The organism is Streptomyces sp. NPDC006711, assembly GCF_042869775.1.
In the GTDB taxonomy this organism is placed as follows: domain Bacteria; phylum Actinomycetota; class Actinomycetes; order Streptomycetales; family Streptomycetaceae; genus Streptomyces.
In genome coordinates this window covers 25,212-39,051 of record NZ_JBIAGO010000020.1, presented here as the reverse complement: position 1 = coordinate 39,051, position 13,840 = coordinate 25,212, and the positions used below count along the sequence as shown (strand labels likewise).

General features: G+C 74.8%; 8 protein-coding genes. 1 reads left to right on the top strand and 7 read right to left on the bottom strand.

Annotated features, from left to right (window positions below):
- Positions 1–867 precede the first annotated feature (867 nt).
- The 7 genes from ACFYM2_RS29735 to ACFYM2_RS29705 form a co-directional block, all read right to left on the bottom strand.
- Positions 868–1,632 carry an NUDIX domain-containing protein gene (locus ACFYM2_RS29735; RefSeq protein ID WP_350233077.1) on the bottom strand — a complete coding sequence of 255 codons (765 nt, stop codon included), beginning with the start codon at positions 1,630–1,632 and terminating at the stop codon, positions 868–870.
- A gap of 95 nt (positions 1,633–1,727) precedes the next feature.
- Complete coding sequence (locus tag ACFYM2_RS29730; RefSeq protein ID WP_388840540.1) at positions 1,728–3,662, bottom strand: glycogen debranching N-terminal domain-containing protein; 1,935 nt, start codon at positions 3,660–3,662, stop codon at positions 1,728–1,730.
- A 517-nt stretch (positions 3,663–4,179) separates the two neighbouring features.
- Positions 4,180–5,661 carry a DUF4192 domain-containing protein gene (locus tag ACFYM2_RS29725; RefSeq protein WP_388840537.1) on the bottom strand — a complete coding sequence of 494 codons (1,482 nt, stop codon included), beginning with the start codon at positions 5,659–5,661 and terminating at the stop codon, positions 4,180–4,182.
- Positions 5,662–6,123: 462 nt separating this feature from the next.
- On the bottom strand, positions 6,124–6,924 hold the full coding sequence (locus ACFYM2_RS29720; protein WP_388840534.1) for a BTAD domain-containing putative transcriptional regulator: 801 nt from the start codon (positions 6,922–6,924) through the stop codon (positions 6,124–6,126).
- A gap of 144 nt (positions 6,925–7,068) precedes the next feature.
- Positions 7,069–7,818, bottom strand: coding sequence for a 4'-phosphopantetheinyl transferase family protein (locus tag ACFYM2_RS29715; RefSeq protein ID WP_388840531.1), 750 nt, complete (start codon positions 7,816–7,818; stop codon positions 7,069–7,071).
- On the bottom strand, positions 7,815–9,122 hold the full coding sequence (locus tag ACFYM2_RS29710; protein WP_388840528.1) for a hypothetical protein: 1,308 nt from the start codon (positions 9,120–9,122) through the stop codon (positions 7,815–7,817). The genes ACFYM2_RS29715 and ACFYM2_RS29710 overlap by 4 nt, the downstream gene beginning before the upstream one ends.
- Positions 9,119–11,416 carry an MFS transporter gene (locus ACFYM2_RS29705; RefSeq protein ID WP_388840525.1) on the bottom strand — a complete coding sequence of 766 codons (2,298 nt, stop codon included), beginning with the start codon at positions 11,414–11,416 and terminating at the stop codon, positions 9,119–9,121. Before ACFYM2_RS29705 ends, ACFYM2_RS29710 begins: the two co-directional genes overlap by 4 nt.
- Before the next feature lie 219 nt (positions 11,417–11,635).
- Here ACFYM2_RS29705 and ACFYM2_RS29700 point away from each other — a divergent pair, with 219 nt between their 5' ends.
- Positions 11,636–13,807, top strand: a complete 2,172-nt coding sequence (locus ACFYM2_RS29700; protein ID WP_359002185.1) for a RecQ family ATP-dependent DNA helicase — start codon at positions 11,636–11,638, stop codon at positions 13,805–13,807.
- The last annotated feature ends 33 nt before the right edge of the window (positions 13,808–13,840 follow it).

Genomic DNA, 13,840 nt, shown 5'->3' with positions numbered 1-13,840 from the left:
TGGCGGAGAGCCCAGCGTTTGGGCCCCCCGGGCGGGGTTCGCCTCCTCCCGGGTGCACGGTTGGGTCGGCGGCCGCGCCTCGCCGCATCAACGCGACGCGACGGGCTGGCAGTTGGGCTGGTGCCGCAGAGGGGCCGGGTGATGTGGGCCGGGACCATGACGCCCCAGGACGGGCGTTGGAGCGAACGGGAGCCGCCCAGACCCTGCGGGGGCCAACCGGGCGGACGGCGGCGACCTTGGGCGGCGCTCGGCAGCACTCGGGGTCTGGGTCCGGCGCGGCCTCGGCCCCTGGCCTGGGCGCGGCCACCGAGCCGGGGGCCGGGCCCGAGGGTCCCTCCGACTCGATGGGACCAGTGGTTCCGCCCCGGGCGGGCTCGCGGTTCGGGGCCGAGCGCTCGGCGGCCAGTGGTTTCGGCCCGGGCTGGCTGCGTTTCTCGGGACCGAGCGGGGCCAGTGGCCGCTGCCTGGGCGGGCGACGGGGTCCGGGCTGACGGGGTGCGAGGTTCCGGACTCGCGGGGCGCGGAGTTCCGGACCGACACGGCGCGGGGTTCCGGACTGGCAGGGCGACGGGGTCCGGGCTGACGGGGTGCGAGGTTCCGGACTGGCAGGGCGTCGGGTTCCGGACTCGCGGGGCGCGGAGTTCCGGACCGACACGGCGCGGGGTTCCGGACTGGCAGGGCGTCGGGGTCCGGGCTGACGGGGTGCGAGGTTCCGGACTGGCAGGGCATCGGGTTCCGGGGTGGCGGGGTGCGGGGTTCCGGACCGACAGGGCCCGGGTTCCGGACCGACAGGGCTCGAGTTCCGGGCTGGCGGGGTGCCCGGCTGGTGGTGCGTGGGTTGGGGGGCGGGGTCGGGGTCGGGGGGGGTCAGACTTCTGGGCGGAGCATGGGGGGGTTCAGGAGGGTCGCGCCGCCGGCTCGGAAGAGCTGGGCGGGGCGGCCGCCCTGGCGGGTCGTGGTGCCGCCGGCCGGGACCAGGAAGCCCGGCGTGCCGGTCACCTTGCGGTGGAAGTTGCGCGGGTCGAGGGCGACGCCCCACACCGCCTCGTACACCCGGCGCAGCTCGCCCACGGTGAACTCGGCGGGGCAGAAGGCCGTCGCGAGCGAGGAGTACTCGATCTTCGAGCGGGCCCGTTCCACTCCGTCCGCCAGGATCCGCGCGTGGTCGAAGGCGAGCGGTGCGGGCGGCTCGTCGTCGCGGCCGAAGCCACCGCCCTTGCCGAGCACGTCCTCGACGGGCGCCCAGCGCGCACTGTGCGCGTCGCCCCCCGCGCGCGGCGCCGGCAGGTCGGGGGCCAGGGCCAGATGCGCCACGCTGACCACCCGCATCCGGGGGTCGCGCCGGGGGTCCCCGTACGTGGCGAGCTGTTCGAGATGGGCGCCGTTGGCGAGCGCCGGAGCCGAGGGGTCCGAGGCGCACAGTCCGGTCTCCTCGCCCAGTTCCCTGGCCGCGGCGGTGGAAAGGTCCTCGTCGTCCCGGACGAATCCGCCGGGCAGCGCCCAGCGCCCCTGGAAGGGAGGCTCCCCCCGCCGCACCACCAGCGCGCAGAGCGCGTGACGGCGCACGGTGAGCACGACCAGGTCGACGGTCACGGCGAAGGGCGGAAAGGCCGACGGGTCGTAGGGCGACATGCGCCGATCATAGTCGTCTGCCTGACGATAAACACTCCCTTCCGCACCCTCCGGCGCTTCTTGTCCCACGGCCTCTCCCGACGTGGCCACCTCCTTCATCCCCCCAACTGCAGCCATTCGGCGGCCTGCTCGACCATGCCGACCCCGAGCCGGCTGACCCGGACCGCGAACGGCTCACCCCCCACGCTCAGACCCGCGAGCCGCACCGCGCCGAGCGGGACGGAGCGCAGCGGGTGCAGGGCGACCGACGCGGCCGGGGCGTCCGGGCGGATCCCGGCCAGGGTGGTCAGGAGCTGGATGCCCGCGGCCGCCGCCACCGCCGCCGGGCGACAGGCCGCCGGGTGCGGCACGGGCACGCCCCCGGCGGTGCGCTGCTCCCCCGCGTACATCTCGGGCAGCCGGTGGCCGAACGCCTCCGCCGCGTCCAGGACACCCCGCAGCAGGGCGACGGCCTCCTTCTCGTGCCCCGCGCCCGCCAGGCCCGCGACGGCCACCGCGCTCTCATGGACCCGCACGGCGCCGGCCCGGTGCCCGTACGGGTTGTACCCGGGCTCCTTGACGGCGAGCCCGCGCAGCCCCCACCCCGAGTCCATCGCAGGCCCGCCAAGGAGCCGGGCCACCTGCTCCGTCCCCGCCGCGTCGAGCATTCCGGGTGCGAGGCGGCCACCGCCCAGCAGCCCCGTGTCCAGCAGATGAGCGGCGCCCGAACCGAGCAGCGGCACCGGCCGGCCGTCGGCGGTGCGGCCCGCGGCGGGACGCCCGCCCCCCAGGTCGTCGACCCAGAACTCCGCCCGGAACCGCTCCCTCATGGCTCCGGCCCTGGCGAGCCAGCCGTCGGCGCCGGGGCGGCCGCACTCCCGCAGCAGTTCCCCGCCGAGCAGCGCGGCCCGATGGGCGTGGGCCTGGGTCTCGGCGCGGACGAACCCGGCGCCCGGGCCGCTCTCGGCGAGGTAGCCGTTGTCTCCCAGGGCCGCGTCCAGCCAGCGCAGACAGCGCTCGGCGGCCGGCAGTAGCTCGGCCACCTCCGGCTCGGGCAGACCCCAGCGACGCGCCTCCGCGAGTACGACCGGGAACGCCAGCGTGGCCTCCACCCCCGTACAGCCCGGCGGCAGGAAAGGACCCGCATCCCTCAACGGACCAGGAATGCGCCCCAACTCCGGCCCCTGTGCCGCAAGTTGAGCCCGAGCCAGCGTACGCAGCGTGGCTGCCGCCAGGCGCGTGGACAGAGGCAGCGCCATACGTGCCGCCCACAGCGCCTCGGCGGGCGCGGCACCGCACCGCCAGGGGACGCCGGCTGCCACGTGCAGGTCGGCGGGGTGCGCCGGGTCGCGGATCAGCAGGGCCCGCAGATCGTCGATGCTGCGTTCCAGCAGTGCCGCCACCCGGGGATCGTCCCCCTCGGCTCTCGCCTCCCGGGACGAGGGCAGCACGCTCGTACCCAGGCCTGGCGGCCGCGCGGGCCGGCCGCCCCGGATGTGCAGCTGGATCACGCACACCCCGCCCGGCGGCAGTTCCACCGCCCAGCGCAGCACCCCGGCGGAGGCCAGCGCGTCGGTCGGCGGTGGCTGGGCGGTCACCGCGCAGTGGGCGCCCCCCGAGGTCCAGCGCATCCCCGAGTCGTGAACGCTGGCGGGCAGTTCGGGCCCGGCGCGGCCCGCGGCCACCGTGGCCAGGTCCGCCAGGTCCGTTCCCAGGGCGATCTCCACCGGGAACCGCACGGGCCTGGCCGATGAGCTGGCCAGGGTGATCCGTTCGGTGCCGTCGGCGCGGCGCAGCCGCTCGACCGAGATCTCGGGGTCGGGTCCGGCGTCCGCCGTCGTGCGCACCACGGCGAGGAAGCGGGCGCCGTCGGACGATATCGACCTGCCCTGCACGGAGATCGGGTCACGGCCCGCCACCCGCAACTGGCAGCGCGACAGCAGCCGTCGGCCATGCTGGTAGAAGCCTTCGAGACCACGCCCGGTCAGCTGGCCGTGTTCCGGCGAGACCACGAGGCCGGGCAGGGCTACGCAGATCAAGGCGGCGTGCACGGCCGGGAGTTCGCCCGGCGGCCGCCCGGGGGTTTTGAGCGGGGGCGGGCCCCCCTGCGCCCTCGCCGGGACCGGAACCGGCGCGCCCCCATCGCCCGCGCGAGGCGGCGAGGTCGGCGGGAGCGGGCCCTCATGCGTCCCCGGCGGGACCGGACCCGGCGCGGCTCCCTTGCCGACGCGAGGCAGTGCGGTGGACACCATGCGTACCCTTCTGCGCGTTCCGGACGAGGACGGCGGCGGTGGGCCGGGGCGGATCTCGCCGCCCGTGGGGAGTGGTGCCCGGGACCGCGCCGCCATCAAGGTGAACGCCGCGGGGGTTGACGGGGTCACGGACGGGCCGCCACCCGGGGCACCCGCTCGGTCGCACGAGGCACCCGGTCGGTCGCACGACCCCACCCCGGCCCGCGCGCCCGCGCCGTCGCCCTCCCAGTACTCCCGGCCCACGCCGTCGGCCCCGGCCCCACGCCGTCACCCCCTCTCACGCCTCACCCCCCGGCGCCCGCTCCTCGCACCCCCTTCACTCCTCCCCCGTCGTCCTCTCCCCGCTCCTGCGCCGGGCCCGGGTCCGCGTCCCCTCCGGCCTGGGGCCGGCCGGTTGCGGCGGGCCGGCGGGGCGGGCCGGGCCCCCTGGCTGCTGTCCTGTGCCGCCCCTGCCCGTGGGCGGCGGCACCCTGCGACGGACGCGGGTGCGGGCCGTCCGCCCCTCCTTCGCCGCCGCTGACGCCGAGTCATCCACTGGTGCCGCGCCCTCCACCGGCGCTTCGTCCTCCTCCCGTACGGAGGCCCCCACCTCCACTCCCCTTCGCCTCGCCGCGCGTTCCTCCCGCAGGCAGATGCGCAGTTCCTCGGGGTCCAGGCCCTGGTTGCAGGCCTGGTGCAGGAGGTAGGCGAAGCGGTACTCCGGGTCCGCGCGCAGGGCCAGGCTGAACGCCACCCGGGCGTTCGGGTCGTCCCCCGTCGACCATGAGACCCAGCCCGCCAGCGTGAGCAGCGCGGCCGCGTGGTCGCGGTAGGGCCCCACGCACCGGCGGGCCAGCGCCCGCCACAGACGCAGGGCGGGCTGCGCCTCGGCGCCCTCCATCCACTCGGCGGCCCAGTCGCGGGTCGTGCGGTCCTGGAGGCCGAGGATCAGGGCCGCCGCCTCGTCGTGGGCGATGAGCCCGTCGTCCAGTTCGTCCACCGCGTTCCTGCCGGCGAGCAGCGCTCCGGCGCCCCGGCCGGCCGGGGCCCGCCCGTCCGCGCCACAGGCCGGCGCCGGGGCCCGCGCGATGCGTCGCATGAGCCGGGCCGCGAGATCGAGCGTTTCGTCGGCCACCCCGCGCCGGTCGCCACCGCCCAGAACGCGCGGGAACATCTGCGCGGCCGCGGCGTCCAGCGCCCGCTCCTGCTCCTGCGCCGCCGGGTACCGCATGGGCGCGAACCGCTCCTCCATCTCCCGCAAGGATCCCCGCACTTGAAGCCCCGCGTAGGTGGCGGCCGCCGCCATGACGGAGGTGCCCGGCAGCGCCAGGACACTGCCCTCGGGCGGGCAGCAGCGGCTGTCCGGGCAGCAGTACGACCAGTAGCGCCCGTCGGAGATGCACAGCGCTTCCAGGACCGGGACGTCGAGGCTGCCGCACGCGACGCGGAGCCGTTGGGCCAACGGGCGCAGCCGCTCCATCACTTGCCGAGCGCTGCCGTCCCGCGACGGGTCCTGGCAGAGGAAGACCACGATGCCGTCCGGCCGGGGGCCTCTGCGCTCGCTGCCCGTGACCAGACACTCGGCGAGCTGGTCGGCGATGTCGGGCCACTCCTGCGGTGAGGCCGGAAGACCCACCCTGACCCGGCCGCCGAACCGGCCGCTCTCGCCGTGCAGCGCGACCAGGACGGCCGAGTCGGTGGGGTGGAAGCCCAGCAAGTACGGCAGCGCGTCCGCCAGTTCGGCCGGGCCGCGCAGGGTGATCCGCGGGTCCCCCGCACCGGCCGAGCGCAGAGCAGCGGATTCCCGCGCCGCGGACACGTGGGGATGAGGATGGGGCACGCGGGAAAGAGATTCGTTCGGTACGGATACGTGCGGTACGGACTCCTGGGGTACGGATTCCGCCGCAGTGGTTTCGCGCGCACCGGCTTCCCGCGCACCGGTTTCGTGCGCACCGCCCTCACGCAGCCCGCCCGCACGCGCCACCCCGGTTTCCCGCGCACTGGTTTCGCGCGCACCACCCTCACGCGCCGCCCCGGTTTCCCGCGCACCGCCCTCGCACGGACCGCCGTCACCAGGCTCGGGTTCGGATTCGTCATGTTCGCTCATGTTTCGCATGCCCTGAGCGTTTCGCGGTTCCGGATCCCTCGCCACCCCTGTGGAAAACCCCTTGTCCACAGCAACTCGAATCAGTCGTACAAATGCCGGGACACCCACCGGCCTACCCCAACCTCCTTACTCAATAAGGCAATTCACCCCCGCCGGCGGCGCCACCCACACACATCAGCCCGCCCCGCCCACCGCGACCATGGCGGCGCCCCAGCCGGCGCCCTGTGCGGCCCAGCGGTTCTCGTTCGCGCCGTGCAGGATCTCCCGTTGCAGATCGCGCAGTTCGGGCATCGGGTCGATGCCGAGTTCTTCGCGCAGGGCGGTGCGCAGCCGGGTGAAGGCCTCCAGGGCCTGGCCTCGGCGGCCGATGCGGTGGAGGACGAGCATGAGCTGGGCGTGGAAACCCTCGTGCAGGGGGTGGCTCTCGGTTAAGTACCGCAGTTCGCCCGGGACTTGGCGGTGTCGGCCGATGCGGATGTCCGCCTCGATGCGGCCCTCCAGGGCGGTGAGCCGGAGCTCTTCGAGGCGGGAGACCTCCAGGGACAGACGCGGGCCGAGGGGCACGCCGTCCAGGGGCGCACTGCCCCGCCACAGGGCGAGGCCGCGCTGGAAGGCTCGGGCGGCCTCCGCGTTGTCACCCTCGCTGAGCGACTGGCACCCTTCGTCGACGGCCCGCTCGAAGAGGTCGGCGTCGACCGTTCCGGCGCCGAGGTCGAGGCGGTATCCGCCGCGCGAGGTGACCAGGACGTCCTTCGCGTCGAGCCGGCCGTGGGAGGACCGCGAGGCCATCAGGGCCCGCAGGTTCATGACGTACGTCTGGACGGCGGTGACCGCGCTGCGGGGCGGCACCACCCCGAACCAGAGCTCGTCGATCAGGCTCGACATGGTCACCACGTGGCCGACCGCGAGGGCGAGGGTGGCGAGCAGCTGCTGCTGCTTCGGCGCCGTGGGGCCCCAGCCGAGATCTCCGTCCATTATCCGGACGTCACCGAGCACTCCGATATCCAAGACAACTCCCCCTGAGCTATTGATTGCTCTGCCTTGTCAATGTTCCGAACATACCGAACGGTTTGCCTTTTCGGTCCCACCCCTGAGCCCACCTGCACGGATGGAGGCAGGTTACCCAGACGTGACCACGCCTGTCGCGGAAATCAGATGAGTGGAGCCGAAATGGTTGGAGGCCGCCCCGAGGCCGGGCACATGAAAGCGCCCGTCCTTCCCCATGAGGTGACACCCGTCGCCGTCCGTCGCCAATCCGAAATCGGCGTACGGAATCCTCCGCCCGCTTCCCATGGCCTTGGCATAGGAATTCTTCAGGGTCAGAAACCGCAGGAGCAGCGGGTGGCGCGCGGCGGGCAGGGCCGCGCGCAGCCGCTCCAGTTCGTACCGGGTGAGCAGGTGCTCCACGGACGGCAGCCGCAGCGGCGGCGGCCGCAGGGGCGCCACGTCCACACCGACCCGGCCGCCGTCCATCAGGCCCACGGCCACCAGTCCTTCGCAGTCGCCGACGCTGATGTCCAGGTCGTCGCAGCCCCGCAGGTGCGGGCGCCCGGTGGGGGTGTACGCGATCTCGAAGAGTGCCGGGTCGGTGCCCAGGAGGGCGCCGGCCGTGGCCCTGAGCATCAGGCGCGAGACGATGAAGCGGACGCGCCGCTCGGGTGTGGGCTGGCGGTCGGCCCGCGCGCGGTCCGCGCCGAGCAGGACCCGTACCTCCTCGGGGTCGGGTGCCGCGTCCCGCGACCACCAGTCCTCGGTCCTTCCCGCGACGACGACGCACCGGCTGCGCGCCAACTCCTTCCTGATGGCGGCCACTTCCAGGTCGTCCGGGCCCCGCGTCGCGTAGAGCGCGGGGGTCGGCTCGCGTGTCAAGCCGTGCTCCCCATCTCCAGGTCGATCCGCTGCCGGGACAGGTCGTAGGCAAGGCACTCCCGGTCACGGGTGATCACTTCCTTCAGGACGAGCCCCACTTGTCCTCGGGGCAGTCTCGGCGCCGGGTGGCCCAGGCGCCGCAGTACCCGGCTGAGGGCGAGCAGCAGCCAGGCGCGGTCGGTGGCGTCGCCGGCCGGTGGCGCGGCGAGGAGCCGCAGCCTGCTGAGTCCGCAGGCCGCCGCGGTGAGCAGGGCGAGCCGGTCGGCGACCGCGAGGGCCGCCGGGTCGGGCCGCGCCGAGGTGGGGCAGGCCAGGTGGGCGCGGCGTCTTTCCAGGCCCCGCAGTTCCCGGTTGAGCGTACGGATGAGTTCTCGCAGGGCCGCCCCGGCCGGTTCGTGCCCGTCGGGAAGGCCGGAGAAGTCGCGGAACTCCCGTCCCAGCAGGCGCAGTCCACGGCCCGATGATCCGGGCAGGAACTCGGCGAGCAGCCGGGCCGGCCGGTCCGCGCCCGGGCCCGCCGCCGCCATCAGCGCCTCGGACTCGCGGGTGGCGGAGAAGTCGTAGGCGGACCTGGCCAGATGACCGTCGCCCCGCCGCGCGTTCAACGGAATGAGTTCTTCCGCCCCTTCGCGCAGCAGCCGGGGAACCAGGTATCCGCACACGGCGGGCAGTGTCCCGGTCGCGGCGCCCTCGCGCAGGGCGCCGGACGCGGCGGCGACCACGCAGTCGGCGAGCAGCAGGTCGGCGAAGGTCCCGGTCAGGGCGCCGACCGCCGACAGGTCGTCCACCGGCGCGTAGTGCTTGCGGTGGGCGCGTACGGCGGTCCGCAGCCGGGCGTCGGCGACGGCGACGAGCCATCCCGGCAGCACGGTACGCACGAACGCCTCCGTCAGGTCGGGCTCGCAGCGGCAGTCCGGTGCGTGGCCGGGGGCCGAGCAGGCGGGAACGGTGAGCCAGATCCGGGCGGCGGCGCCGGTGTCGTGCGCGGCCCCCTCGCCCGGGTCCGCGGGGCGGGCGTACGGCCGCTGGTGGGTGCCGTGGGGGCCGGGGACGGCGAGGACGAGGCGTCCGCCGTCCCGCAGCGCGGCGGCCAGGTGGGCCGCCGTCGCGGGGTGCTCCGCCGGGGGCGGTGGCCAGCCGCGCTCCACGGGGAAGACCCCGTGGGCGCGGATGACCGCACGGACATGGTGGATGGTCTCGTCGCCGCGGTGCGCCTCGCCCCGCAGGACGGGCGGGGAGCCCGCGCCGGCGCCGCGCCGCGGCACTGCGGCGCCGGTGAGCGGGCTCGCCCGCCGCTCGCTCACTGGGCCGTGCGCCGGCCGATGTAGCCGACGGCGAGCAGGGCGCCCGCCGCGAGGGCCGCCGCGGCGACCGCGAGGGCGGTTTTGGTCCCGCTGTCGCCCGGGGAGGCGTGCAGGACGGAGCCGAGTACGGCGACGCCGACCACGGCGCCGGTCTGGCGGGCCGAGTTGAGGGCGCCCGAGGCGATGCCGGCCTGTCCCTTGGGCACCGAGGAGACCAGCGTGGTGACCAGGGAGGGGATGGCGAAGGAGACACCGAACCCGAAGACGAGCAGGCCGGCGGCGGTCAGCGCGTAGTGGGTGGCGCCGTCGCCGCCGACGAAGGCCAGCTGGATGAGCGCGCCCACCGTCATCAGCGAGAAGCCGAGGATGGAGGGGATGCGCGGACCCTTCTTGGCGACCAGGCGGCCGGTGTAGACCGGGTTGAACGCGGTGGGCAGGGTCAGCGGCAGGAAGGCGAGCCCGGCGGCCATGGCGGTGTAGCCGAGGCCCTGCTGGAAGTGGAGCGACATGACGAACAGGACGCCGGAGTGGTGCGCCGCGTCGCCTCCGACGTCGCCTTCCACAGCCCGCACATGGACCCGCTCCTGGCCGAACTGAGCGCCGCCACCCACGACTTGACCATCAACGAGCCCACCATCCCCCTCTACAGCACCGTACGCCCCGGTCGCTGGGCAGTGCAGACCGGCGATCAGCGCCGATCCGGCGGGCAGCGAGCCGAGGAACTTCCGCTCCAGGAGCGCGTGTTCGGCGGCTTCGGCGGGGGACGGGTGGGCGATGAGGTCGAGGACGACCTCGACGAAGGGGAAACCGACGGCTTCGGCCCGGTCGGCCGCCGCCGTGTCGAAGGCGCGCAGGACGACACCGAGCACGCCGCCGTCCAAGGAGACGCGTTCCAGGGCGGCGCGCCAGGCGTCGCACTCACCGGCTCCCACCGGGCGCCGCCAGTCGGCGAGCACCAGGGAGCTGCCGGCCACCGAGTGCCCCTCGCACAGCCGGATCTGGCGTTCGGCGCGGTCCCCTGCGACGGTGACGAGCCGGTTGCGCAGGAGGACGCCGCCGAGATGCAGCGGCGCGCCGAGCGCGTGGCCGCCCGGGGCGGGGGTTTCGGTGCGCGGCGCGTCGTGGGCGTAGGCCTCCTCGGCGGCCGCGATCCGCTCGGGGTGACGGCGGCGCAGCCCCGCGAGGCCGATCGCGTCCGTGCGGGTCAGGAAGTGGAATCCGAAGCGGTCGGCGTCCCGGTCCATCCGGGATCCGAACGTCTCCCACCAGCGCATGCTGGGCAGGGCCCAGCGCTGGGTGCGCTCGGTCTCGGGGCGGCGGCGACTCTCGTAGCGCGCGAGGGCGCTCTCGACGCCTTCACTGCCTACGCCCGCGCCCCTCGCCGCGAGCTCCGCGGCGAGCCCGATGGCGTCCTCCATCGCCATCTTGGTGCCCGAGCCGACGGAGAAGTGCGCGGTGTGGGCGGCGTCGCCGAGCAGGACGAGGTTGCGGTGCGACCACGCACGGTTGGTGATGTGGCGGAAGGTGGCCCATTTGCTGTTGTTGACCAGGAGCGGGTGGCCCTGGAGCTGTTCGGCGAAGACCTGCTCCATGAGCTCTTGGGCATAGGGGTCGCTGACGCCCGGTGCGGCGGCCCGCTCCGTCGAGGTCTCAAGCCCCGCCGCCCGCCAGGTCGCCTCGTCGGTCTCGACGATGAAGGAGTGCAGCCCCTCCCCGTAGGGATAGGCGTGCGCGGCGAAGGCGCCGAACGCGGTCTGGACGAACGGGAAGGTCACCACCTCGAACGGCGCCCGGGTGCCGAACCAGACGTACTTGCCGGCGCCCGGCGTCGTGCGGGTGCCGAAACGGTCGGCGAGGGCGCCTCGGGTGGCGGAGTTGGCGCCGTCGGCCGCCACCACCAGGTCGTGCCCGTCGATCAGCGCGAGGGCGTCGGCCCGCTCCTCGAAACGGAGCTCGGCCCCCGCGTCGGCGGCCTGCTCCTGGAGGACGGCGAGCAGCGTCTTGCGGGACACGGCGGTGAACCCGTACCCGCCGTAGCGCAGCGCCCGCCCCCGGTGGCGCAGTTCCATGTCGGTCCAGGCGACGCCGGCCTCCGCGATCCTGCGGTGGGTCACGGGGTCGGCCCGCTCGAAGGCGGACATCGTACGGTCGGAGAAGACCACCCCGAATCCGAAGGTGGCGTCCGGGGCGTCGCGCTCGTGGACGGTGACCTGGCGGGCGATCCCCCGCAGCATCAGGAGCCTGGCGAGGAAGAGTCCTTCAGGACCTCCCCCGACCACAGCGACATCCAGCACGGCCAGCACCCTCTTCCCTGCTCGGCGGCGTCTGCCCGGGTCGAAATCCGGGCGACGCCAGGGAGCTTCGCGTGGGTGCCTCAAGCCGTTCTCAAGCTGCTTTCAAGCCGGTTGTCCACAGGGTGGGCGGAGCCCGTGGTGCCGCTCTGACCTGCGCGGACGGCCCAGCGGGCCCGGCGGCGTACCGCGCTTGTCCGACCCGTCCTGTTGTATGGGGGCATGGAGCACACGAGCAACGCGCAACTGCGTACCGAGGCCGATGCGGTCCTGGCCCGTCTCGTCGGGGACGCCACGGGCACCGCGCGGCTGCGCGAGGACCAGTGGCGGGCGATCGAGGCACTGGTGGCCGACAAGCGGCGGGCCCTCGTCGTGCAGCGCACCGGCTGGGGCAAGTCCGCGGTGTATTTCGTGGCGACGGCGCTGCTGCGGTCGCGCGGCGCGGGCCCCACGGTGATCGTCTCGCCGCTGCTCGCCCTGATGCGCAACCAGGTCGAGGCGGCCGCCCGCGCGGGCATCACCGCCCGCACCATCAACTCCGCCAACCCCGAGGAGTGGGACACCGTCCAGGAGGAGGTCGCCGCGGGCGCGGTGGATGTGCTGCTGGTCTCCCCCGAGCGCCTGAACAACCCCGATTTCCGGGACAACGTGCTGCCGAAGCTGTCCGCGGCGACGGGCCTGCTGGTGGTCGACGAGGCGCACTGCATCTCCGACTGGGGCCACGACTTCCGGCCCGACTACCGCCGGCTGCGCACCATGCTGGCCGAACTGCCGCCGCTCGTCCCGGTGCTCGCGACCACCGCCACCGCCAACGCCCGGGTGACGGCGGACGTGGCCGAGCAGCTGGGCACGGGGGCCGGCTCGGACGCGCTGGTGCTGCGCGGGCCCCTGGACCGCGAGAGCCTGAGCCTGAACGTGCTGGCGCTGCCCGACGCGGCGCACCGCCTTGCCTGGCTCGCCGACCATCTCGACGAGCTGCCGGGCTCGGGGATCATCTACACGCTGACCGTCGCGGCGGCCGAGGAGATCACCGCCTGTCTGCGCCGCCGGGGCCACCCGGTCGCCTCCTACACCGGTAAGACGGAGAACGCCGACCGCCAGCAGGCCGAGGACGATCTGCTCGCCAACCGCGTCAAGGCGCTGGTCGCCACCTCCGCGCTCGGCATGGGCTTCGACAAGCCCGACCTCGGCTTCGTGGTCCACCTCGGCTCGCCCTCCTCGCCCATCGCCTACTACCAGCAGGTCGGCCGCGCCGGCCGTGGCGTGGCGCACGCGGAGGTGCTGCTGCTGCCGGGCCGCGAGGACGAGGCGATCTGGAAGTACTTCGCGTCGGTGGCCTTCCCGCCCGAGGAGCAGGTCCGGCGCACCCTGGACGTGCTGGCACAGGCCGGCCGCCCCCTGTCGCTGCCCGCCCTCGAACCCCTGGTGGAGCTGCGCCGCACCCGGCTCGAAACGATGCTCAAGGTGCTGGACGTGGACGGCGCGGTGCACCGCGTCAAGGGCGGCTGGACCAGCACGGGCGAGCCGTGGGTGTACGACAGCGAGCGGTACGCGTGGGTGGCGCGCCAGCGCTCCGCCGAGCAGCAGGCCATGCGGGACTACGCCGCGACGACGGGCTGCCGCATGGAGTTCCTGCGCCGTCAGCTGGACGACGAGCAGGCGGCGCCGTGCGGGCGCTGCGACAACTGCGCGGGGGTCCGCTTCACCGCCGACGTGTCCGGCGCCGCCCTGGAGCAGGCCCGGGGCGAGCTGAGCCGGCCCGGCGTCGAGGTGGAGCCCCGCAAGATGTGGCCCACCGGTCTCGCGGCCATCGGCATCGACCTGAAGGGTCGCATCCCGGCGGGTGAACTGGCCTTCCCCGGGCGGGCGTTGGGCCGCCTTTCGGACATCGGCTGGGGCAACCGGCTGCGCCCGATGCTCGCGCCGGGCGCCCCCGACGGGCCGGTGCCCGACGATGTGGTCCAGGCCGTGGTGAGCGTGCTCGCCGACTGGGCCAAGGGCCGGGGCGGCTGGGCCTCGGGGGCCGCAGACGCGCCGGCCCGGCCGGTCGGGGTGGTGACGCTGCCCTCCCGGGCCCGGCCCGCGCTCGTCTCGTCCCTCGGCGCCAGGATCGCCGAGATCGGACGGATGCCGCTGCTCGGCTCGCTCGCCTACGCCGAGGGCCCGGCGGGCGAGGCGATCGCGCAGTCCAACAGCGCCCAGCGGGTGCGCGCCCTGCACCAGGCGTTCACGGTGCCCCCGGCGCTGGCGGCCGCGCTCGCCGAGGCCGAGGGACCGGTGCTGCTCGTCGACGACGCCAGCGACACGGGCTGGACGATGGCGGTGGCGGCGCGCCTGGTGCGGCGCTCCGGCGCGAAAGGCGTGTTTCCGCTGGTCCTCGCCGTCCAGGCGTGAGGAAAGGGATGGCGGGGGGCGCGTCTGGGCAGG

What these genes read in the sequence shown, in the direction of transcription:
- ACFYM2_RS29735 (WP_350233077.1), bottom strand. Translation starts at nt 1,632, where the DNA reads ATGTCGCCCTACGACCCGTCGGCCTTTCCGCCCTTCGCCGTGACCGTC.
- ACFYM2_RS29720 (WP_388840534.1), bottom strand. Translation starts at nt 6,924, where the DNA reads ATGGACGGAGATCTCGGCTGGGGCCCCACGGCGCCGAAGCAGCAGCAG.
- ACFYM2_RS29700 (WP_359002185.1), top strand. Translation starts at nt 11,636, where the DNA reads ATGGAGCACACGAGCAACGCGCAACTGCGTACCGAGGCCGATGCGGTC.